The 24,197-nt window shown below is 35.2% G+C and carries 18 protein-coding genes; 17 read left to right on the top strand and 1 reads right to left on the bottom strand.

The window, feature by feature from the left end:
• Positions 1-17: 17 nt before the first annotated feature.
• From rnc to AB6B24_RS07930, 6 genes are all read left to right on the top strand, one after another.
• The gene (rnc, locus tag AB6B24_RS07905; protein WP_010905569.1) at positions 18-713 is read left to right on the top strand and encodes a ribonuclease III; all 696 of its coding nucleotides are present in this window, start codon (positions 18-20) and stop codon (positions 711-713) included.
• On the top strand, positions 703-4,227 hold the full coding sequence (gene smc / locus AB6B24_RS07910; RefSeq protein WP_311804172.1) for a chromosome segregation protein SMC: 3,525 nt from the start codon (positions 703-705) through the stop codon (positions 4,225-4,227). The genes rnc and smc overlap by 11 nt, the downstream gene beginning before the upstream one ends.
• A 241-nt stretch (positions 4,228-4,468) precedes the next feature.
• On the top strand, positions 4,469-6,637 hold the full coding sequence (locus AB6B24_RS07915) for an LTA synthase family protein (RefSeq protein WP_311802407.1): 2,169 nt from the start codon (positions 4,469-4,471) through the stop codon (positions 6,635-6,637).
• Between the two features lie 90 nt (positions 6,638-6,727).
• On the top strand, positions 6,728-7,138 hold the full coding sequence (locus tag AB6B24_RS07920; RefSeq protein ID WP_003132556.1) for an EbsA family protein: 411 nt from the start codon (positions 6,728-6,730) through the stop codon (positions 7,136-7,138).
• A gap of 90 nt (positions 7,139-7,228) precedes the next feature.
• Complete coding sequence (locus tag AB6B24_RS07925; protein ID WP_311802408.1) at positions 7,229-8,347, top strand: YibE/F family protein; 1,119 nt, start codon at positions 7,229-7,231, stop codon at positions 8,345-8,347.
• Positions 8,344-9,105: a YibE/F family protein gene (locus AB6B24_RS07930; RefSeq protein WP_260311674.1), complete on the top strand. Its 762-nt coding sequence runs from the start codon at positions 8,344-8,346 to the stop codon at positions 9,103-9,105. Before AB6B24_RS07925 ends, AB6B24_RS07930 begins: the two co-directional genes overlap by 4 nt.
• Positions 9,106-9,154: 49 nt before the next feature.
• Here the strand turns inward: AB6B24_RS07930 and AB6B24_RS07935 are convergent, their stop codons facing one another.
• The gene (locus AB6B24_RS07935) at positions 9,155-10,495 is read right to left on the bottom strand and encodes an amino acid permease (protein ID WP_047206542.1); all 1,341 of its coding nucleotides are present in this window, start codon (positions 10,493-10,495) and stop codon (positions 9,155-9,157) included.
• 377 nt (positions 10,496-10,872) lie between these two features.
• On the opposite strand from AB6B24_RS07935, the gene AB6B24_RS07940 reads away from it, so the two are divergent.
• The 11 genes from AB6B24_RS07940 to AB6B24_RS07990 all read left to right on the top strand — a co-directional run bounded on the left by AB6B24_RS07940 (position 10,873) and on the right by AB6B24_RS07990 (position 24,133).
• Positions 10,873-11,682, top strand: a complete 810-nt coding sequence (locus tag AB6B24_RS07940; RefSeq protein ID WP_011835534.1) for a Cof-type HAD-IIB family hydrolase — start codon at positions 10,873-10,875, stop codon at positions 11,680-11,682.
• A gap of 9 nt (positions 11,683-11,691) precedes the next feature.
• Complete coding sequence (locus tag AB6B24_RS07945) at positions 11,692-12,243, top strand: hypothetical protein (RefSeq protein ID WP_153241879.1); 552 nt, start codon at positions 11,692-11,694, stop codon at positions 12,241-12,243.
• A 61-nt stretch (positions 12,244-12,304) separates the two neighbouring features.
• Positions 12,305-13,684 (top strand): signal recognition particle-docking protein FtsY, encoded by a 1,380-nt coding sequence (gene ftsY, locus AB6B24_RS07950; RefSeq protein ID WP_311802409.1) that lies wholly within the window; start codon positions 12,305-12,307, stop codon positions 13,682-13,684.
• A 176-nt stretch (positions 13,685-13,860) separates the two neighbouring features.
• Positions 13,861-14,835, top strand: a complete 975-nt coding sequence (locus AB6B24_RS07955) for a ribose-phosphate diphosphokinase (protein WP_011835531.1) — start codon at positions 13,861-13,863, stop codon at positions 14,833-14,835.
• 72 nt (positions 14,836-14,907) lie between these two features.
• Complete coding sequence (locus AB6B24_RS07960; RefSeq protein WP_095586811.1) at positions 14,908-15,579, top strand: helix-turn-helix domain-containing protein; 672 nt, start codon at positions 14,908-14,910, stop codon at positions 15,577-15,579.
• Positions 15,580-15,649: 70 nt separating this feature from the next.
• Positions 15,650-18,139: a leucine--tRNA ligase gene (leuS, locus tag AB6B24_RS07965; protein WP_311802410.1), complete on the top strand. Its 2,490-nt coding sequence runs from the start codon at positions 15,650-15,652 to the stop codon at positions 18,137-18,139.
• Between the two features lie 264 nt (positions 18,140-18,403).
• Complete coding sequence (locus tag AB6B24_RS07970; protein ID WP_003132572.1) at positions 18,404-19,159, top strand: MurR/RpiR family transcriptional regulator; 756 nt, start codon at positions 18,404-18,406, stop codon at positions 19,157-19,159.
• 532 nt (positions 19,160-19,691) lie between these two features.
• Positions 19,692-21,110 carry a PTS sugar transporter subunit IIC gene (locus tag AB6B24_RS07975; protein WP_010905577.1) on the top strand — a complete coding sequence of 473 codons (1,419 nt, stop codon included), beginning with the start codon at positions 19,692-19,694 and terminating at the stop codon, positions 21,108-21,110.
• Positions 21,111-21,194: 84 nt separating this feature from the next.
• A complete protein-coding gene (locus tag AB6B24_RS07980; protein WP_311802411.1) occupies positions 21,195-22,556 on the top strand; it encodes a glycoside hydrolase family 1 protein in 1,362 nt (453 codons plus the stop codon).
• Positions 22,557-22,807: 251 nt separating this feature from the next.
• On the top strand, positions 22,808-23,611 hold the full coding sequence (locus tag AB6B24_RS07985; RefSeq protein WP_017864342.1) for an alpha/beta fold hydrolase: 804 nt from the start codon (positions 22,808-22,810) through the stop codon (positions 23,609-23,611).
• 159 nt (positions 23,612-23,770) lie between these two features.
• Entirely contained in the window at positions 23,771-24,133 is a 363-nt protein-coding gene (locus AB6B24_RS07990) for a hypothetical protein (protein ID WP_058219754.1), read from the top strand.
• The last annotated feature ends 64 nt before the right edge of the window (positions 24,134-24,197 follow it).

Here is a 24,197-nt window from a genome sequence, read left to right on the forward strand (position 1 = left end):
AAGTGAAGGAGATTTTTATGCTCAAGCTTCAAAAAAAATTAAAAAATGATTACGGATTAGTCTTCAATGATGAAGATTTATTAAAAACAGCTTTTACACACTCTTCATTTACAAATGAAGAACGGCTCCCAAAGATTGCAAACAATGAACGTTTGGAATTTTTGGGAGACGTTGCCCTATCTTTGGTTATTTCTGATTATCTTTATCGGACTTATCCTGAGAAATTAGAGGGAGAACTTTCCAAAATGCGCTCAAGCATTGTTCGGACAGAATCACTTGCTAATTTTTCACGCTCATGCGGTTTTGGTGAGTTCTTGCGATTAGGTCATGGTGAAGAAAAAATGGGCGGTCGTGACCGCGAAACAACACTAGAGAACCTTTTTGAGGCTTTTTTAGGTGCACTTTTTATTGACCAAGGAATGGATGAAGTTCGTAAATTTATCCAACATGTAGTCATTCCTCACGTTAAAAATGATGACTATGTTAAAGTGATTGACTATAAAACAGAACTTCAAGAAGTGTTACAAATTGGTGGAGAAACAACGATTAGCTACAAGATTCTGAAAGAAGAAGGGCCAGCTCATGACCGTTCCTTTGTGGCCGCGGTTTTTAACAATGGGAAAGAACTCGGACGAGGGCTTGGAAAATCTAAAAAAGTTGCAGAACAAAAAGCAGCAGAAAATGCAATAAAAGGGCAAAACCATGTATCTTAAAAAAATGGAAATTGTCGGCTTCAAATCTTTTGCCGATAAGACTAAAGTTGAATTTGATAAAGGGATAACCGCAGTTGTCGGTCCAAATGGTTCTGGGAAATCAAATATTGTTGAAGCATTGCGCTGGGTTTTGGGCGAGCAATCGGCTAAAGCACTTCGTGGTGGAAAAATGCCCGATGTTATTTTTGCTGGAACTGAAAAAAGACGTGCTCTTAATTATGCTGAGGTTATTGCTCATTTTGACAACTCTGATCATTACCTGCAAGGACAAGATGAGAATGAAGAAGTTGTTATTACCCGACGTTTATATCGAAATGGTGATTCCGAATTTTTGATGAATGGTCGTAAATGTCGTTTGCGTGATATTCATGATTTATTCACAGATACTGGGCTTGGTCGTGACTCTTTATCGATTATTTCCCAAGGACGAATTGAATCTGTTTTTAATTCTAAACCGGAAGAAAGACGTGCCATTTTTGAAGAAGCGGCAGGTGTTTTAAAATACAAAAATCGACGAAATGAAACTGAATCAAAATTAAATTCAACCCAAGATAATCTTAACCGTTTAGAAGATATCATTTTTGAATTAAATAGTCAGCTCGTTCCCTTACAATCACAAAGAGATACTGCACTCCGTTTTCAAGAACTAGAAGCAGAACGTTCAGACTTGTCACTTTCTGTACTGGTTGGTCAGTTGGAATCTAAAAAAGCCAAATATGATCAAACAGAACTTGATTTGGCGCAAGTGGCACAGGAATTAGCGAGTTTATCAACTCGTAAAAAAGTTTACGATGAGCAAGTCAGTCAATTACGTACAGAACGCCAAAAAGTAGAAGCCGAGCAAGAAAAATTGCAAGCTGACCAACTTAATTTTTCTAATCTAAAATCAGATTTAACAAGAAAAATCGAATTATTTGATGTTCAAAAAGATTCATCAGAAAAATCAGCTGCGGAACGCGAAGAACGTTTAGAAAACTTAAAAAGTCGTTTAGAAATCACTCAACAAAATTTGGCAGAAGTTCAAAAAAAATCAGAACTTTTACTGACAGAAAAAAATGACTTAGATAAATTACTGACAGAGCTGTCAGCAGATTTAGCGACCTTATCTGAATCACCAGAAGTGGTCATGGAACGGTTACGTGATGAATTTGTTCAATTAGTTGAAGAAGAAGCCCAAATCTCAAATGAAATCGTTAGAAATAAAGCTGAAATTACAGATTTGAGCCGTAGACAATCTGAACAGGATGAGTCTGTCAGAGAAAATTTGACTAAATTTGAAAAAATCAGTCAAGATTTATCTGAAGCACAGGAAAATTTAAATACTGTTAAAAAAGAAATCGAGACCCTTTTAGCGAAATTTGAAGAAGGAAATCAAGCAGAGAAAAAACAGGCAGAATTAGAACGTTTAGCCCAAAATAAAATGTATGATTATCTGCAAGAACTTAACCAACATAAGGCCCGTTTGACTTCCTTGCAAAACATCCGTGAGAGTCACAGTAATTTATTTGCTGGTGTCCGTGCCGTGATGCAAAATGCTTCACAAATCGGTGGTGTGATTGGGGTTGTTTCTGATTTATTGACCTTCGACCCTAAATATACAACAGCCATTGATATTGCTCTAGGTGGCGGGAGCCAAAATGTAGTCACAGAAGACGAAAATGCGGCTAAAAGAGCAATTGCTTTTCTACGTGAAAAAAGATTAGGACGGGCGACTTTTCTACCGTTGACAACGATTAAAGGACGGGACTTTAATGGTTTAAATCGTATTCAAAATATGACAGGATTTGTTGATTTAGCAATCAATCTTGTAAGCTTTGAAAGTCGTTTGCATAAGGCGATGAGCTCACTTTTAGGAACAACGGTGATTGTTGATTCTGGAGAAAATGCAACTGCTATCGCTCGAGCAATGAATTATAATGTTCGGATTGTTACGCTTGACGGAACACAGATTAACCCTGGTGGTTCTTATGCAGGAGGAGCTGGGAAACGTAATTCAACAACTTTTACTTCTGTTGAAATAAGTAATTTAGAAAAACAAATTAAGTTATCAGAAGAGCAGTTAAAAATTTCAGAAAAAGAAGTTCAAAAAGCCCAAAGTGCTCGTCAAGAATTGCTAAAAGAAATTGAACTTTTGAAAACTCAAGGGGAAGAAAAACGTTTTGTTGAACAATCTTTGAATTTGAAAATTGAACAATTAACAGAACAAAAAGTTGCGCTAGAACAATTAACTAATCTATCAGCAAATCAAGAAGCAACAGGTAATTTGCTTGAATTAACTAAAGAAAATGAACATAAAGTAGAAGTTCTTGCAAAAATTACAGAGCGAAAAGCTGAAATTGAAAAGCAACTTGAAGAAGTTAAAACGAATAGTCAAGCGCATAAAGCCTTGCAATCAGAGAAAACAAGTGCTTTAAATCAGGCTCAACTTCGTCAATCAGAAGTGGTCAGTGAATTGAAATTCACCAAAGCAGATGAAAAACGTTTACTGACAGACTTGTCAGCCTTGACAGAAGAAAAAAATCAACTGACAGCACTTTTAAACCCTGTCCAATTTGATGAAACAGAAAGAAATAATTTCTCAAAACAACTGACAGAAGTAGAAGAACGCTTGAGTCAAATTAATGTCCGAATGGTTAGTTTAAAATTTGAACGTGAAGATTTAGCAGCTCAAATGGAAGATTTAGAACAGCACAATCAAGATTTTATCCAGCAAACGCAAGAACTTAACACGAAAAAAACGCGTTATGAAATGCAATTGGAACAAATCGAAGGACAATTGATGACACTTCAAGAAACGTTAAATAGTGAACATCAAATCAGTTTTGAAGAGGCGCAAGCCACTGCAAAAATAGTGGATGATTTAGCGGAAGCTGAGCAAAAACTCAAAAATCTAGAACGTCAAATCAAGGCATTAGGACCAATTAACTTGGATGCGATTGCTCAATTTGATGAAGTCAATGAACGCTTTACTTTCCTTTCAAGTCAAAAAGATGATTTATTAGAAGCTAAAAATCTTCTATTGAGTACAATCGATGACATGAATGATGAAGTTAAAATTCGGTTTAAAACAAGTTTTGATGCGATTCGTGAAAGTTTCAAAACGACCTTTGCTCAAATGTTTGTTGGTGGGCTTGCTGATTTAGAATTAACAAGCGACAACCTTTTAGAAGCTGGGGTTGAAATTAAAGTACAACCGCCAGGTAAAAAATTATCAAGTTTAAATTTGATGAGTGGTGGAGAAAAAGCGCTGACAGCTTTAGCTTTAATTTTTGCAATCTTAAGAGTACGAACAGTACCTTTCGTGGTTCTTGATGAGGTTGAAGCGGCACTTGATGAAGCCAATGTTAAACGTTTTGGTGATTACATGAATCACTTTGATAATAGTAATCAATTTATTGTTGTAACACACCGTCGTGGAACTATGGCGGCAGCAGGTTCAATGTATGGTGTTACAATGGCTGATGCTGGGGTTTCTAAGATGATTTCAGTTAAACTTGATTCGGCTATTAATTGAAATTTAAGATAGTTTTAATCTATTAATGCTACACTATAAATTGATTTTTGAAGGACTGCCTAATTTATGGCTTGGTATATGATTTGCCTAAAAATAAGGAAAGTCGTATAATTTAAGCAACAAAAACATGAATTTAAAAAATTTCATTAATTAAAAAAATAATGAAATTGGCGTTTTTCGTATTCATTAATAAGTTTTATATTAATGAATTGACTGCAGTTTTTCTTTAAATTAAGGAAGAATGAGTATATTTTCTGGGGATAATAAATTGAAAAAATTACTATCTGCTTTCAACACACGTGTTGGTTTGCTTAGTTTTATTGTATTTTTTGTATGGGTAAAATCGATGATTGCCTACTTCGGAGTTTTTAATCTTCGCGGAGTTGGTCCAGCAGAATTATTGCTGATGATTATTAACCCAATTGGTTTTACAGCTATTTGTTTTGCTGTTTTACTCTTTATTAGAAGAACTTCGCTTTTCTATTTAGCGACACTGGTCTTAACGATAGCTGCAAACTTTTTGCTCTATCTTAATATTCTCTATTATCGAGAATTCACCGATTTCATCACGATTGATACGATGACTGGTGGGGCCGGAATGTTCCAACATGGTTTTGATTTTGGTTCGGTGCCTGTTCATTTGATGGACTGGGTTTATTGGATTGACCTTGTAGTCATTATTGTTTTATTGATTGCTAAAAAAATGAAATTCGACCAACGACCGGTTGGTGCGAAAAGAGCATTTACTTATCTTTCAATGGGCTTGGCTTTGTTCGGTTTGAATTTCTGGTTTGGAGATTTTAATAAACACCAATTGATTTTGCGTAAGGCCCAATCAGATAAAACTTATATTGTTCGATATCTTGGCTTAGGCCCATGGATGTTAACAGACGGTTATTATACGAATTTAGCAAATACGCAACGGAAAGATGCTAGCAAAGAAAGCTTGCAAGAAATTCAAAAATACATTGCTTCAAATCGTTATTTAGCACCAAACTTGAAGATGTATGGAATTGCTAAAAACCGCAATGTTATTGAGATTCATTTGGAATCTTTCCAACAAGCATTGATTGATTTGAAAATTAAAGGAACAGATGGAAAAGAACATGTTGTTACGCCTTTCCTCAATTCAATCTATCATTCAAATTCGACTTATTCATTCAGTAATTTCTTCAATCAGGTTGGACAAGGAAAAACTTCTGATGCCGAAAATCTACTGGAAACATCAACATTTGGTTTACCAGCTGGCTCACTTTTTGCCAAATATGGTTCAACCCAAACTTTCCAAGCAATGCCGGCTATTTTGAATCAAACCGATGGTTATAGTTCAGCTGTGGTTCATGGGAACGTTGGTGCTTTCTATAATCGATTGAATACATACAAACAAATGGGTTATCAAAACTTCTTTGACCAAAGTTTCTTTGATAATTCCGCATCAAATATGAGTCCTTGGGGAATTAAAGATAAATTACTCTTCCGTGATTCTGTACCATTGCTTGAACAAATGCAACAACCTTTCTATGTTAAGTATTTGACAGTTACAAATCACTTAACATATACAATGGATGATGAAGACAAAGATCCGAACTTTGCAACTGTTGATTCAGGGAATAAATTAGTTGACGGTTACTTTGAAACGGCTCATTACTTAGACCAAGCAGTTCAACAATTTTATGATTATTTGAAAAAATCTGGCTTATATGATAAATCAATTATTGTGTTATATGGTGACCACTACGGAATTTCTGGTAGTGATAATAAGGCATTTGCTCCTTATGTTGGCTATAATGCTGATACTTTCAATAGTTACGATAGTACAATGTTACAAAGAACACCATTCATGGTAGATATTCCTGGACAAACAAATGGTCATATCATCAATACTTATGTTGGACAACTTGATGTCATGCCAACCCTTGAGCATTTACTAGGGATTGATACGAAAAAATATATACAGTTTGGTCAAGATATGTTTGCTTCTGGTCGTCAAGACTTTGTTGCTCTAAGAAATGGTGGATTTGTTACTCCAACCATTACTCAACCAAGTTTGAATGGAAACTATTATGATACTCAAACTGGCTTGCAGATTGAAAAACTTAATGCTCAGCAAGAACAATATGTTAAAGAAACCAAACAAAAAGTTTCGGAACTCTTGAAAGCATCTGATAAATTAAATAATCAAAATCTCCTCAGGTTCTATACGCCAGAAGGCTTTAAAGCTGTTGACCCTAAAGATTATAACTATTCGGTCAAGGCAACCGAGAAGCGATTGAAGAAAGAAAATGAAGATTTAGCAGCTAGATCAAATAGTTTACTTAGTCAAAATCAAGGAAAATCAACTTTACCAGATTATTCGGTTGAAATTCCAGAAGTTGAAAAAGGACAAGATTCACCAAAGGTGAAAGATTAATAAAAATAAGATAAGTTAATGACAAAATGCTTCAAAATGAGTTGATCTAATTTTGAGGCTGGTCAGCACTTTATATTAAGAGAGGAACCAATGAAAACAGGATATTTTCTGCCAGTGTCACTTAATCATCGATTAGTTTTGCTCTGGGGCATCATCATTTTAAGCTTTGAGCGAACACTTTTTTATGAATTTAATAAAGAAGGCAACTGGTTTTTGACTATTTTGGCGATTGTTTCATATATTATCTTTATCACTTTGATTTGGCCACACCGTTTCTTCATTGCTGATGACGAGCTTCACTTTACAACTTTCCCCCGAGTGCGAATGAAAACAATTGAATTGAAATATATCACAGCCGTAAAAACAACTAAATTTGGTTTTGGATTTTCTTATGCTGGCAAACGTTATCAATTCTTCACTTTTGGAAAGTCTAAAGAAGCTTTAGCAACTTTGCATGATACGATAGAACATTCTGATAAAGTCAGTGATTTAAAAGCCTAATAAAAAAGACGGCAGTTTTGTCGTCTTTTGATTTGTCATAAAAAAATAGGACTAAAATTCATTGTTTTAGTCGATGAAAAAAGGAAAGTTATGAATATAAAATGGATATTCAAGAAAATGCTACTTCCCATAATCTTTGCTATTGTTGCATTTTTTCTTGTGAGTCATGACCAATTTTTGTACGAGGCGCCAGTTGGCAAAATTACGGTTGCCAAAATGATAAGTAGTCACGAAGTGAGTGATGATTTTCAAAATAAAGACCGTCAAGTCACGCAAGAATTGTCAATAAAAGTCCTCAATGCAAAAGGAGCAGAGCCTGGCAATTTAAATTTAAAAAACACAACAACTCTCTCTCAAACAACAGGACAAATTTATCGTGTTGGTCAGCAAGTAATTTTAAAGAAAATATCGGGAAATTATCAAATTGTGACCTTAAAAAGGGATGCACTAATTGTTGGACTACTCGTTTTATTTATTGGTTTTGTCATTAGTTTTGAACGATTTAGGGCTTCAATTTTTCTTTTCTTATCTCTGGTCTTAAATCTTCTTTACTTTGTGATTGTCATCGCCCTTAACGTTGAATTTAATCCACCTGTCATTTTGCTATTTGGGCTTCTGTCAGTAATTTTTGCAGCTTCCTCCCTTTTATTTGTCTTGGGACCCACAAAACAGATGCTCTATACTTTTATAACTACCGTATTAACCACTGCTTTAACTTTTTCAATTGTTTTATTCGTTCTAAAAATGACAGGGAATTCGGGTATTCATTTTGAATATTTGGACTATGTCACCCAAAATCCATCAGAGTTTTTCTTTGTTGGGACAATGATTTCAGTTTTAGGGGCAATCATGGATGGTACAGGTGATATTGTTGCAGGGCTTTTTGGTATGGCTAGACAAAATAAATTGAACAAAATAAATATGGTCAGAAAAGATTACATTAAATCAGGAATTTCAATTGGGCAAGAGCTCATTGGAACTTTGACAAATGTTTTGTTCATGATTTTCATGGCGGAAACTTTGCCGATGACGCTTTTATTATTGAGAAATGGAAATTCTTGGTCTTATATTGCAACGGTTGGTCTTAATCTTGGGTTATTACAAACAATTATTTCGGCCATTGGAATCGTGTTAGCTGTGCCAATTACCGCTGTTTTCACAAGTTTTGCTTTGACTAGAAATCATCAAGGAAAGGAGAGTTCTTTATGAATGCACTCTTAATCCTATTAATTTTACTGATTTTATTGATGCTTATCGTTGCCAAAAAAGATGGCTTACGAAATTTAATTGGTTTGACCTTTAACTTTATTGCTATTTTTGTGTTAATTACTTTAATCTCTTGGGGATTTAATGCAATAGCAGTTCTGATAGTTCTGTCAGTAATTATTTTGGCAATAGCTATCTTTATGTCTGCTGATGAAAGTGAAGTCACATTGATTGCTTTTAAAACGAGTATCATTGTCGTTTTATCTTTGCTCATTCTTGCTTTAATCATTCAACATTTTGGTCAATTTCAGGGATTTGCCACAGAAGATGTTGATGAATTGGAAAATCTGTCATTAAATGTGGGGCTTAATTTTTCAAATGTAGCCATTGTAGTCATGGTTATTTCCATGCTTGGAGCGGTAGCAGAATCAGCGATGGCTTTAGCAGCTAGCCTTTCAGAAGTTGTTGAGCAGGATGAAAACATGAGCCTTGACCAATTCAAAAATCAAAGAGAAATCATATCTCAACAAATTTTGGGAACAGCTGTCAATACCCTCTTTTTTGGAGTTTTGGGAGCAACTGTAGGTCTAATTCTTTGGTTTGTACGATTAAATTATCGCTTGGCTGATATTTTTAATTCAAAATTACTAATGGCTGAAGTTGCCGCCATGCTTTTAGGAATGTTAGGAATTCTATTTGCAATTTGGCTTTCTGGTTATTTTGTTCAAAAATCTTTTGAGCAAAAAAATACTGACAGATAATTCTGTCAGTAAAAATAAAAAGACTTGATTAATTATCAAGTCTTTTTTATTAGTTTAAATTACTGACAGAATCATTCTTTTTTCGATAACTGATAAAGATGATGAAATAAAGAATTGCAGTCAAAACAGTCACACCGATTGGATTAGTAAATAAAATACCAATCAGTATGAGAAAGAGAGCAATCAGTGCTAAGAGACTCATTGTTCTACCGGATAATGATTTTGTTTTAAGAGAAAGACCAAAACCAGCGAGACTAATTAAAATCCAAACGGCTAAAACAGTGTAAGAAAGGGAACCAGCCAAGTAATTAAACAAACGATCACCGACAAAATAAGAAAGAACAACACCGATATAAAGTGTACCTGAACAGAAAATTACTGCTCTTTGAGGAACATGATGTTTATTTAAATGAGCCATTCTTTGTGCCATTTTACCTTGACGATTTTTTAAACGGAAATACAAAAGGCGAGATGACGCATAGATTCCGGAATTAATTGATGAGAAGAGGGCAAGAATGATAATCAAGTTGACAATATCGCCAGCAAAAGGAATATGCATTTTATTAAAGACCATCACAAAAGGACTCATTGAAGAAGTAGCCAATGTTTGCCAGTTATAAATTACAAGAAGTAAGAACATCGGAATAATATAAAATGAAATAATTCGACCGATTACACCGCGAATGGCTTTAGGAATGGCTCTTTTAGGATCTTCTGTTTCACTAACTGTAATAGCAATTAATTCAGAACCACCATACGAATAGATAACAATTAATAAAGAATTAATGACTCCTTTAAAGCCATGAGGAGCAAAGCCACCATGAGCGGTCATTCCAGAGAAAGTAGTTACTAGATTAGTATCAAAAATTTGTTTTGCCACAAGAAAAACACCAAAAATAATCAACAAAATAACAACACTAATTTTAATAAATGCCAACCAGTATTCTGTCTCAGCAAAGAGAGCAACTGAGAATAAGTTAATAAGGGAAGTTAAAAGGGCAATAATCAAGACAAAAACCCAAGTGGGAACATTAGCAAACCAGAGCTGCAAAAAACTTGCAGCAGCAACAGCCTCAGCAATGATATTAATCATCCACATTGACCAATAAACCCAGTCCGTAAAATCAGCCGTATGATTGCCCAGATAAGGCTGAACAAGTCCGGACAAGCCGTGTGGATCTTTTGAACTTAGAACAAGCTTTTCTAAACTCTTCATTACAAAATAAAGAACGATTCCTCCGATAAAATAAGCGATTAAGACGGAGGGACCAGCGGCAGCAATGGCTGATGAGCTTCCTTTGAAAAGACCAGCACCAATTGCTCCACCAAGAGCAATCATAGTAATATGGCGTGCGGCCATTTTTTTCTTTAAGGATTGATTAGTTTCCAACGATAATTCCTAGCTTTCTAAATCAATAAGCAGAGACGTCTCTCTTTTATTGACTAATAAATTGATAATAAAACATTAAAAAAAGACGTCCTGAGGACGTCTCTTCGTCCTCGTTAATAACTAACGTCAAAGAGGACTCACACATTTAGCTTAAATTAGCTAGTGTGAGCCCTCCTTCAACAACAAGTTAAGAGAAGCTTGTAAATAAGTCATTTATTGGACCTCGTTTTTTTAATTATTCTAAGTGTAATCAAAAGATTTAGATTTGTCAAATATTTTCATAAATAATCTAAAAATATTAGTTAATGTTTAATTCTGCAATCCGACTTTAGTGAGCATTATTGAACCTGAATGATACAGTGTGCTATAATTAAACAATGAATAAAGAAATTAAACTCATTGCCCTAGATTTGGATGGGACCTTACTCAACTCTTCAAAAGAAATTTCAAAAGAAAATCGTCTGGCTATTAATGCAGCAAGACAAAAAGGGGTCCATGTTGTTTTAACAACGGGGCGTCCTTTGATTGCAATTCAACCCTTTCTCAAAACGTTAGAAATGCTTGATTTTGAAGATTTTTCAATTACCTTTAATGGTGGTCTGGTCCAAAGAAATACGGGGCAAATCTTATCTAAAAAAAGTTTTTCACATGATGAAATTTTAGAAATTAAAGAATTGACTTCAAATCTTGGCATTCCTTGCGATGTTTTGAGTGAGGAAAAAGTTTATATGACGAAAAGTAAAATTGATTCGCAATATGACACTTTAAATAAGCTTTTAACTTTTATCAAAGTTGATTTTGATCAAGTTCCACTTGATGTGGTTTATAATAAGATTGTTTCTTGTACAGAAAAAGAATTGTTGGACGCTAGTCTTGATAAAATTCCTGAATCTTATTTTGACCAATTTGAGATTTTTAAAACTCAAGCGAAGCTTTTAGAATTTATGCCAAAAGGAATTAATAAAGCTTATGGTTTGACACAATTGATCAATCAGTTAAACTTAAAACCAGAAAATGTAATGGCCATGGGAGATGAAGCAAACGATTTATCAATGATTTCTTGGGCAGGATATGGTGTTGCTATGGCAAATGCTGTCCCAGCTGTTAAAGAAGAAGCAAGAATTATTTCTGATTTAACTAATGACCAACATGCTGTTGCTCATATTATTGAAAAATATGTACTCTAAGGACTAATAATGAAAGATGAAGTTCAACTAAAAAAGTATTTGCCGAGTTTAATTTTTGCGATTATTTTACCAGTTATTGCCTATTTGTTTTTAAAAATGCTTGGGAATTCAGACACTTTAGCTTTAGGAATTGCAACAGCCTTTCCAGTTGTTCATATGCTCTGGTCTTTAATTAGAAAAAAAGAGTTAAATCCTGTTTCTTTAGTGGCAATTATTGGTTTTTTAATTTCACTCTTAGCTGTTTATCTGACGCATGGAAATAATCTTGCTTTCAAGCTCTGGCACCCGATTTTAACGGCTGCTATTGGAACGATTTTTTTACTGTCAGTCCTTCTAAATCGACCGCTTTTAGAGCTTGCTAGCGAGGGTGAAAATCACAGAAAAATGTTAATAATGACTCTTTTTATGGGCTTGGTTTTTATTTTTCATGCTTTGTCAGTCATTTTATTAGCCTTTCTTGTAGAGACCACGGCTTTCGTTTTGCTTTCAAAGGTAATCGATTTTTCAGCCGTTGGAGTCCTTGTTTTAGGGCTTGCATTTTTAAGAAAAAAATTAAATTAAAATCTTTCACTTTATGAATGAACTTCATCATCAAAATGTGATATTTTATTAAGGAGAAAATATGGGACTTTTTGACCGACTCTTCGGAAAGAAGAAACAAGAAGAAACTAATCATGATGTGCCTGTCAGTGAAAATCAATCTAGTGAAATCACTGAACCAGTCAAGAATGAAAAAGAAAATGAAACTACTAAACGGCCTGAGGTAAATGAAGAGCCAGTAAAAGTAGAAAAAGTTACTGACGAGTCTGTCAGTAAAATGATTGATGTTGAGCCAGAAATTACGGATGAACCTGTCAGTGAAAATGAACCTATTATTTCTGAAAAGGTTGAAGTAGAAGTTACTGATGAACAAATTGTTAAACCAGAAAATGATGAAAAATTAGAAAAAATTACTGACGAAAAAGTAATCTCTGAAACTACAGAAGTGACTGAGAAAAAAGTTACTGACGAAGATGAGGAAGAAGAGATTGTCATTGATATTGATGCTCTGGCTAATATTTTCACTCAATCACGCGAAGAAACTGAGAAAAAATATGAACAGTCATTAACTTTAACTCGTAAGACTTTTTCTGACGGCTTTAATGAACTTTTTGCTAACTTCCGGACAGTTGATGAAGAATTCTTTGAAGAACTTGAAGAAACTTTAATTATGTCAGATGTCGGTGTGGATTTGGCAATGGAAGTGACTGAAGAATTGCGCAAGGAAGCTAAATTAGTTAATGCTAAATCAACAGATGACTTGCGTCAATTGATTATTGAAAAAATTGTTGATAAGTTTGACGGTGAAAAATTACCGACAAAATTGGATATCCAAACGGATGGATTAAGTGTTTTCCTTTTTGTTGGGGTAAATGGTGTTGGTAAAACAACGACCATTGGTAAATTAGCTGCTCGCTATAAAAATGAAGGCAAAAAAGTACTCTTAGCAGCTGCGGATACTTTCCGGGCAGGTGCTATTGACCAATTAGTTGAATGGGGAAATCGTTCAGGCGTTGAAGTAGTCACAAAACCAGCTGGTTCAGATCCAGCGGCAGTCGTTTTTGACGCTCTCGCAAAAGCTAAAGCTGAAAATTATGATATTTTACTTGTGGATACTGCAGGTCGTTTGCAAAATAAAGATAACCTGATGAAAGAGCTGGAAAAAATTGGTAAAGTGATTAAACGAGAAATTCCAGATGCTCCGCATGAAACGATTTTGGCACTTGATGCAACAACAGGCCAAAATGCCATTCAACAAGCCAAAGAATTTTCAGCAGTAACTCCAATTACAGGAATCGCTCTGACCAAACTTGACGGTTCGGCCAAAGGTGGGATTGTCTTGTCAATCGTTCAAAGTCTTAAAATTCCAGTTAAATTGATTGGTTTAGGTGAAAAGCTTAATGATTTACAAGATTTTGATGAAGAATTTTTCGTCAGAGGGCTTTTCAAAGAGCTTTTATAAAATATAAAATAAGAAGTAAAAAAGTTTTGTTCAGTTTGGGCAATGCTTTTTTTACTTGTCAACGGTTCCATTAAAATAAAGCCGATGAGCGTTTGAAAAAATTGAGAATTTAATGTAAAATAGAATTACATAAAATAGAACTGCTATGTTCTGTAGGAATTAAAGAAAGGCTCTTCATGTCGTATTCAAATTTGAAGTTGTTTTCGCTCTCTTCTAACCACGAATTAGCCCAAAAAGTGGCTAAAGAAATTGGAATTGAGCTTGGAAAAGTAAGTGTTGGTGCACATTCGGATGGCGAAACTGTCGTTCATATTGACGAATCAGTTCGTGGTGATCATGTGTTTATCCTCCAATCAACAAGTGACCCTGTCAATGATAACTTGATGGAACTCTTGATTATGATGGATGCATTGCGTCGTGCCTCTGCTGCATCAATTAACATTGTCTTACCTTACTATGGTTATGCTCGCCAAGACCGTAAAGCTCGTGCTCGTGAACCAATCACATCAAAACTCGTAGCAAACATGCTTCAAATTGCTGGTGCCGACCGTCTAATTACTTTCGACCTTCATGCACCACAAATTCAAGGATTCTTCAACATTCCAGTTGACCACCTTATGGGTTCACCATTGATTGCTGAATATTTCCGTCGTCAATTGGTTTCTGCTGGTGATGATATCGTTGTCGTTTCGCCTGACCATGGTGGAGTAGGACGTGCGCGCAAGTTAGCAAACTTCTTGAAAGCCCCACTTGCTATCATTGATAAACGTCGTCCTCGTGCCAATGTGGCAGAAATTATGAATATCATCGGTGATGTTCAAGGGAAAAAATGTATCTTGATTGATGACATGATTGATACGGCCGGAACAATTACTTTAGCGGCCAATGCCCTTAAAGAACTTGGTGCAACAGAAGTCTACGCTTCATGTACTCATGCCGTACTTTCAGGACCAGCTATCGAGAGAATTAATAATTCAGCAATTACTAAACTCGTTGTTTTGGATACTATTGAAATGCCAGAAGAACGTCAAAGTGAAAAAATTGTTCAACTTTCAATTGCTCACTTGCTTGCTGATGCGATTATTCGTATTCACGAACGCCGTCCATTGTCACCACTCTTTGAATTACATCTTCCTTCAGAACAAATCTAAACTAGTAATTGTTGGAATTCAAAGTGGATTTAGGATAAGACTTCAAGCGACCAGAGGTCGCTTTTTTAAAAAATGGAACTAGAAAAAATTAGAAAACTTTACGAGAAAGTTGACTCCAGTCAACTGACAGAGCGAGAAAAGTTACTGACAGAATTGATTTTTACTGACAGAAAATTGAAGACTGATAAACTTCCTAATGGCCGCTATCGTATTTTACAATTTTCAGGAAATAATTTTGAAGAATTGGAAAATACTTTAAAGCTACTTTTACCTGATTTTGTAAAAAGCATTGGGGAAGAAAAAATTGTGATAGAAGCATTTTCAACTGATAGTCCCACAAACTCAGAACTTTTTGATATTTTTCAAACCCTTTCGCAAGATATGGGTGAAGAGGTGACGGCTTATGTTGGCCGTTTTGTCGAGAAAAATAAACTCTCTGAAGTATATTCTGAAGAATACAAAATTTTTGAAAGTCAGCAAACTTTTAGTGAATACATTTTATCAGAAAGTCTAAATCTATCAGAAAATAGAATTTTACAAGAAATCCGTAAAGAATTATTAGAAAATCCTGAAGACCAAAAACTAGTTGAAGCAATGTATAAAGCAAGTAGCAATCAAACGAAAGCAGCAAAAATACTTTATGTTCATCGAAATACGCTGATTAATAAAATCAAAAAATATGAGCAAAAATATGGCTTACAGCTTTCAGGAAGTGACCTAACTCTCGCTTATAATTTATTATAAAAGACAATTTACATTAGCAATATTATGAGAAAGGAACTGAGTTTAATAAAATTGAACTCAAATCTTTAATATGGAATACAATCATCAAGAAATAGAAGCCAAATGGCAAAAATACTGGGCGGATAACAAAACTTTCCGTACAGGAACAGATAAAAATAAACCAAAATTTTATGCTCTAGACATGTTCCCTTATCCATCTGGTGCAGGACTTCACGTTGGACACCCCGAAGGTTATACTGCAACTGATATTTTGAGCCGTTACAAACGCGCTCAAGGGTTCAATGTTCTTCATCCAATGGGCTGGGATGCCTTTGGTTTACCTGCTGAACAATATGCAATGGATACAGGAAATGACCCAGCAGAATTTACAGCTGAAAATATTGCTAACTTTAAACGTCAAATCAATAGCTTAGGTTTTAGTTATGACTGGGAACGTGAAGTTAATACAACTGACCCTAATTTTTATAAATGGACACAGTGGATTTTTACTAAACTTTATGAAAAAGGTTTAGCTTATGAAGCAGAAGTAGCTGTTAACTGGGTTGAAGAACTCGGAACGGCTATTGCCAATGAAGAAGTGCTTCCAGACGGAACTTCTGAACGCGGGGGGTATCCTGTTGTTCGTAAACCAATGCGCCAATGGATGCTTAAAATTACAGCTTATGCGGAACGTTTACTTGAAGACCTTGAAGAAGTGGATTGGCCTGAATCAGTCAAAGAAATGCAACGGAATTGGATAGGGAAATCAGTAGGAGCAGATGTGACTTTTGAAGTTGCAGGAACTGACAAATCATTTGAAGTCTTTACGACTCGTCCTGATACCCTTTTTGGGGCAACTTATGCGGTGCTTGCACCTGAACATGATTTAGTTGATGCTATTACGACACCTGAGCAAAAAGAAGCTGTTGCTGAATACCGTCGCAAAGCGAGCTTGAAATCTGATTTAGCCCGTACAGACCTTTCTAAAGAAAAAACTGGAGCATTTACCGGAGCTTACGCGATTAACCCAATTAATGGCCGTAAAATACCAATTTGGGTTGCAGATTATGTTCTTGCTTCTTATGGACATGGTGCTGTTATGGCAGTTCCTGCTCACGACGAACGTGACTGGGAATTTGCTAAGGTCTATGGACTTGAAATTTTGCCTGTTGTTGAAGGTGGAAATGTAGAAGAAGCTGTTTATACAGAAGATGGCCCTCATATTAATTCAGAATTTTTGAATGGACTTGACAAAGCACAAGCGATTGAAAAAGCCATTGAATTTTTAGAAGAAAAGAAAATTGGGAAAAAGAAAATCACTTACCGCTTGCGTGACTGGCTCTTTAGTCGTCAACGTTACTGGGGTGAACCAATTCCAATTATTCATTGGGAAGATGGCACATCAACAGCGCTCTCAGAAGATGAACTTCCTCTTGTTTTACCAGTAACCTCTGATATCAAACCGTCAGGAACTGGTGAGTCTCCTTTAGCTAACTTGACAGATTGGTTGGAAGTCACACGCGCAGATGGCCTAAAAGGTCGCCGTGAAACTAATACAATGCCACAATGGGCAGGTTCAAGTTGGTATTACCTTCGCTATATTGACCCAAATAATAGCGAAGCTTTGGCAGACCCAGAACTTCTCAAAGAATGGTTGCCAGTTGATATCTATGTGGGAGGGGCTGAACATGCTGTTCTTCACTTACTTTACGCTCGTTTCTGGCATAAAGTGCTTTATGATTTAGGAGTTGTTCCAACTAAAGAACCTTTCCAAAAACTCTTTAACCAAGGAATGATTCTCGGAACCTCTTATCGTGATCATCGTGGGGCCTTGGTTGCAACTGATAAGGTTGAAAAACGTGATGGTGGCTTTTACCATATGGAAACAGGTGAAGCCCTTGAACAAGCTCCTGCTAAAATGTCTAAATCTCTTAAAAATGTTGTTAATCCTGATGATGTTGTTGAACATTATGGAGCTGATACTTTACGTGTTTATGAAATGTTCATGGGTCCACTTGATGCAAGTATTCCATGGTCAGAAGAAGGCCTTGAAGGGGCTCGTAAATTCCTAGACCGAGCTGTTCGAATGATTGAGAATTCAGAGATTAAAGCTGAAAATAATGGAGAGTTGGACAAAGTTTACAATGAAACAGTGAAAAATGTTACTGAGCGTTTGGACTTGATGTACTTTAACACTGCAATTTCCCAATTAATGATTTTTGTTAATGCAGTTAATAAAGCAAAAGCTTTACCGTTAGAATACGCTAATGGCTTTGTCCAACTTTTGGCGCCATTTGCACCACATATTGCTGAAGAACTTTGGGTAAAATTAGGTAATGAAGCTGGAATTTCTTATGTTGCTTGGCCAACATTTGACGAAAGCAAATTAATTGAATCAGAAGTTGAAATTGTTGTTCAAATTAATGGTAAATTAAAAGCAAAAATTAAAATTGCTAAAGATTTAGCGCGTGAAGAACTTGAAAAAATTGGTCGTGAATCAGTTGCTGAGGCTCTTGAAGGTAAAAACGTGGTCAAAGTAATTGCTGTTCCAAATAAATTAGTTAATATTGTTGTAAAATAAAGATGACAATCTGAACATTTATCAGTTAAATCTTATAATAATTAGCTGTCAGTAAAAAAATGAGAGCTAAAGAATAAAAAGTAAAATAAGCTGGTTGACAATTTGTCGACTGGCTTATTTTATTTTGGAAGTCACAGAAGAGTTTAGAGTTGACCCTCAAAATTCTGTCAGTAATTTATTTATTAAATAAAAATCGATACTGATGAGTTCGCTCAGGATAACAAATAAATAATCAACAACATAAGAAAGGTTGGGTCAGTAAAAATGATTGATTTCTTGCCCGAACAAGTTCGAACGCTCAATGAACTAGAAACTGCGACATTTAATTTCATCTTATCTAATTTATCAAGTATTGATAAAATGTCAGTCAGACAGCTTGCACAAGCTGTCCATGTTTCCACAGCAACAGTTATGCGCATGACCAGAAAACTTGGTTTTGAGGGCTGGGTAGAACTAAAATATTATCTTAAAAACCAAAATCAACTGACAGAAATTCCAGTTAATTACTATGAAAATTTATTACAACTCGACCTATTTTTACGAAAAATAACCTCTAAGGAAGCGGGAAGAAAATTAGAAGAAGCTGTCAAATTAATTCGAGAAGCTCGATATATTATTTTTATTGGAGTAGGTTCTTCAGGAGCTTTAGCTGAATATGGTGCCCGCTATTTTACAAATATTGGCTTAGAATCTTATGCCATTTCTGATCCTTATCAGGCCGTTAAGGGCAAAGGTGCACCAGATGTTTTAAGCATTGTCTTATCCGCTTCGGGTGAAACAGATAAGATTATTGAACGAGTTGTCAAGCTAAGAGAGGAAGCGCCAGCAAAGATTATTTCAATTACAAATCATCCAGAAACGACCTTATCCAAACTTTCAAATATAAATTTAACTTATGGATTCCAAACGGAATATTCCGCCTATGACCCACTTGAAAATTTGACTTCTCAGCTCCCAGTCATTGCTTTTATTGAAATACTAGCTCATCAGGCAATGGAAAAAGCTGATAAATGTAACTAATCCTGTAACAGGTAACAAAGATAGAAAAGCCCCTTGCAAAAAAAATTGTAAGGGGTATTATTGTATTGTAAGCGGTTTAATTAAAAGAGTATAGTCTTCAAAGTATCTGAACTGTCTTAACAAATTGAGTTCGACCTTCTTGAAATAAGTGAAAATGCGATTCGCCTTGCAACTTTGCCTTTTTATCACTTGCTTTAGCAAGTAGAGAAAACGGACAGCGTAGCTGATGAAATCAGCAAAGATAGTCGCTTAGAGCGAATGGATTGTGTAGCAGCTTGCTGCGTAGATAGATAAAATACGTTGACCATTCTAGCTAAGTGTTAAAGCACTTGTTGGTGGGGCAAAACGCCAGCACAAAAGACAATTTTCCTCATTTCAGAACCGTCGGGCTCACATCTTAATCAACTGAGTTCGGACTCGCAGAAGTTAGTGAAAATAGATAAAATACTCCAAAAACTTCGTTTTTCTAAGTATTTTTCTAATTTTCATAATTTCTAAATGCTCGTCCTCACATCTTAAAGGAGGTTTATTTATGAACGGCTTCATAAATAATAAAGTCTTACCGCCAATTATGAAATTCGTGAATACACGAGCGATGACTGCTTTGAAAAATGGAATGCTTTTTGCCATGCCATTTATCATTGTTGGGTCAATTTTCTTAATTCTGGCGAATATTCCAATTCCACCTGTGGCAAAATGGTTATCAGACAATGGCTGGTCAGCAATTTTTACCCAAGCATTTAACGTATCATTCGGTATTTTAGCGATTTGGGCAGCAGTCGGTATTGGCTATTCTTATGTCAAAGAAGCTGGATTTGGTGATGTTGCTTTACAAGGAGGATTAACTTCTCTCTCTGCATTTTTCATTGTTCAATCTCTAAGTATTGCAAATCCAATCACAGCGGCACTAGCTACTGGGAAAGAAGCCTCAGGCATTGGGAATCTCACAGGAACACAAGCAACGGCTGCTTTTGAAAAGCTTCCTCATGCCATGCAAGTCTTTCTAAATAATCCAGTGACAGGAGTGCTCAATTTAACTTGGAACGGTGGTCAAGGAATGATTGCGGCCATTATTATTGGTATTCTATCAGGCTGGGCTTATTCAGCAATGATGAAAGCAGGCTGGAAGATTACACTTCCTGAACAAGTCCCATCAAATGTTGCTAATCAATTCACTTCAATGATTCCAACAGGAGTAATTGTCGTCGCTGCTACGGTTGTCTATGCTTTATTTGATAAAATTGGTCATACCGATGCAGTAACCTTTATTTATCATTGGTTATCTGTCCCTCTACAAGGTTTAGGCGGCTCATTTGGTGGAATTATTATTATCTCACTCTTAGTTCCATTCTTCTGGTTCTTTGGGGTTCATGGTGGAATTATTATGGGAGCAATTACCTCTGCCTTTCTGATTCCAAATACCTTTGCCAATGCATCCCTTTATCAATCTCACAAATTGAGTTTAGCTAATGGTGCTCATATTGTGACCAATGAATTCTATAATAACTTTATTAATCTTTCGGGGTCAGGAATTACTTTTGGATTAATTATCTTTACGATTTTCTTTGCTCGTTCAGAACAGATGAAGTCAATTGGTAAAGTAGAGTTAGTCCCAGGTTTATTTAATATCAATGAACCTTTCTTATTTGGATTGCCACTTGTTTTAAATCCAGTTCTTGCTCTGCCATTCTTTCTTGTTCCAGTAGTCGTTTCGGCTACGGTTTACGGAGCGATTTATTTTCACATTGTTCCGCCAATGAATGGTGTTGCCGCGCCTTGGACCACTCCACCAATTATTTCTGGCTTTTTAATCGGAGGCTGGCAATATGCAGTGCTGCAAGTTATTGCGCTTTTAGAATCAATTTTGATTTATCTTCCATTTGCTAAAAAATATGACAAAATGTTGTTAGAACAAGAAGCAAATGCTGAAGTTGAAGAAGTTATTGCTTAGTAATTGAATAAGGAGATTAGAAACTCCGGAGAAACTTTTTCTTCGGGATTTCTTTTTATAAAATTAAAGATAAAAGGGGACAAAATGGAAAATAAAATGCCAAAAGATTTTTTCTGGGGGAATTCAACTTCGTCAATGCAAACCGAAGGCGGCTGGAATGAAGGAGGAAAAGGACCCTCTGTCTATGATGTGAATACCGCTGGACGTTCTGCCAAAGATTGGCAAGTAACAAATGATAATTATCATCATTATTCACAAGATCTAGATCTTATGAAAGAAATGAATATGAATATGTATCGTTTCCAAATTTCTTGGTCACGAATTGTTCCTGATGGCGATGGTGAATTTAATGAGGAAGGAATTGTTTTTTATAATCGTCTGATTGATGATTTGCTGGCTCGTGGAATTGAACCTATGATATGTCTCTATCATTTCGATATGCCATTAAATCTGGCTGAAAAGTACAATGGATTTTTGAGTCGAAAAGTGAAAGAAGCATTTGTAAGATTTGGACAAGAAATGATGAAAAGATTTGCTGACAAAGTCAAATATTGGATTGTTTTTAATGAGCATAATCTTTATTTTGCTGACGGTTTTGAGCATTATTCGGGAGTTTTGAAAAAAGAGCTGACACTCTCTGACATGTACACTGTTTTTCATCATACCATGCTTGCTCATTGCGAATTAACCCAATTTTTGCATGAAAATTTTGAAGCAAAAATAGGAGGAATGTTGGCGACTACGGAAATATATCCCGCAACTTTTTCACCAAAAGATAATTTATATCTTAGAAAATTTGATGAATTTTATAATCGAAATCTCTGTGATGTTTATGCTTTTGGTCATTATTCGCATGAGGTTATGACCTATGTTAAAAATCAGAACATCCAAATGGATTTTCAAAAAGGAGATGAAGAAATTTTAAAAAATGGAATTTCTGACTTTATTTCTTTTTCTTATTATCGCTCAATTTTACTTGATGCAAGTCAGCTGACAGAAAATGATGCACCAAATTCTTATTTGACTAAAGGAATGAAATTAAATCCGTTGCTTGAACATAATCAATGGGATTGGTCCATTGACCCAGAAGGCTTTAGAGAAATTCTAAGTAGATTATATAATGAATTTGGGTTGCCTGTTTTTCCTATTGAAAATGGCATTGGTCAGTCAGAAATCTGGGATGGGAAAACAGAAATTGCTGATGACTTGAGAATTTCTTATCATCGGAAACATCTTGAAGCTATGAAAAAGGCAATATTTACTGATGGGGTAGAAGTTATGGGTTATCTTGGTTGGGGATTGATTGATATTCCTGCTTCATCTGGTGCTATTGATAAACGTTACGGTGCTGTTTATGTGGATCCAAAAAGTCATAAACGTATTCCAAAAAAATCATTTCATTGGTTTAAAAATGTTTTTGCTTCAAATGGTGATCATTTGGATTAGAATAATCAGTGATAAAAATGAAATAATGATAGAAAACTTATGATTTACTCATATCTCTTAATTAAACTGATAGCTAGGCTGTCAGTTTTTAAATTCATCATTAAAAAATTTTACTGACAGAATTTTTTTACTTATTGTCAGTATTTTTATCTGGCTGAAGAATAATCAGTTACTAGAAATCATAATTGGTCAGTGCTGACAGAATTTTTGTTACAATGAAAACATTGGAAAATGCTTGAGAGGAAACAAAAATGTCTTTTTTTACAACAAATGATTTAGTAAAAATAAATTTTCATGATTATGGCAATCAGTTAAATCAACCTCTGATTCTAATTGGTGGCTATTCGTCCAGTGAAGTTACATGGTTTGCCCAAATAGAAACATTTGTAAATGCTGGTTATCGGGTGATTACTTATGATCATCGCTCACATGGAGATTCACAACAAGTTGATTATGGCTTGACTTTACACCGTTTGGCAATGGACCTAAAAGAATTAATTGACTATTTACAATTAAAAAATGTTGTCTTAATTGGCCATTCGATGGGTGCGGCAACAATTATGGCTTATGAAGAATTATTTACTGACGAAAATGTATCAGCAATAATTACAGAAGATCAGGCCCCAACTTTCTTCAAATCGGCAGATTGGCTCAATGGTCAATATGGGAAAACACTGACAGAGCTGTCAGTATTTATTGATGATTTTCCAAAAACTCGGTTGACACAAAAAAAGTTGTCAGATAGTGTAAAACGAACACTGGGACATGGAATGAAACCTTTTGATTTCAAACGCTATCGTCCTTTACTGCAAAATGTTATTTTGCAAGATTGGCGTCCTGAGCTTGGGCAAGAAAAAAAACCACATTTATTTTTTGCCGGCGAGAAATCTCCGATTTTTCCAGCAATTCATGCTCAAGCAGCGCGTGAATTACAAAACAATCCAAATTCAGAAGTTCAAATTTTTGAAGGATGTGGGCATATCTTACATTTGGAAGAAATTGAGAAATTCAACCAAGCAGTCATTGTTTTTCTCAACAAAATAAAAAAAGACTGATGTGGTCAGTCTTTTTTGCTGACCGTCAGTAAAATTTAAACTAGTAAGAAAGGCAGTATTATAGTCTTAAAAGTATTAAATAAATTTTATTTTCATATCATTTTTTTCTCATAATAAAACTTGATAAAATAGAATTAAGAAATGGAAAGGAGCTAAACCATGAAAAATAATAACATGGAACTTGCCCAAAATTCAAAAACTGATGATCAGCAAAAACCAAAGAATTTTAAAATTGAAACAACCGTAATGAAATTAGTAGTAGATAGCTATCTCCATGGCGCTCAAACCTGTGAAGTTCAAAAAGGAAAAATTTTAGGCGTCAGTATTCATCAAGGAGCATGTGATAGTATTCACCTTTTTATTAACGACGACCATAAAGTCACAGTAGAAGTTAGTCAAGGCATTAGCCGAATTTCACTGATGCAAAAGAAAAATATTGAAGACATTGACTATATACTTCCTTTCATGAAATGTTTAGGTGTATCTGAGGGGCAAGTCTTAAAAAATTATTCAATTATTTAAAAAAGCCGTATACTGCGGTTTTTTATTTTAAAAATTACAGAAAGTAAATTTATAAACAGAAAAA

The organism is Lactococcus sp. AK05 (assembly GCF_041026685.1).
In the GTDB taxonomy this organism is placed as follows: Bacteria; Bacillota; Bacilli; order Lactobacillales; family Streptococcaceae; genus Lactococcus; species Lactococcus lactis.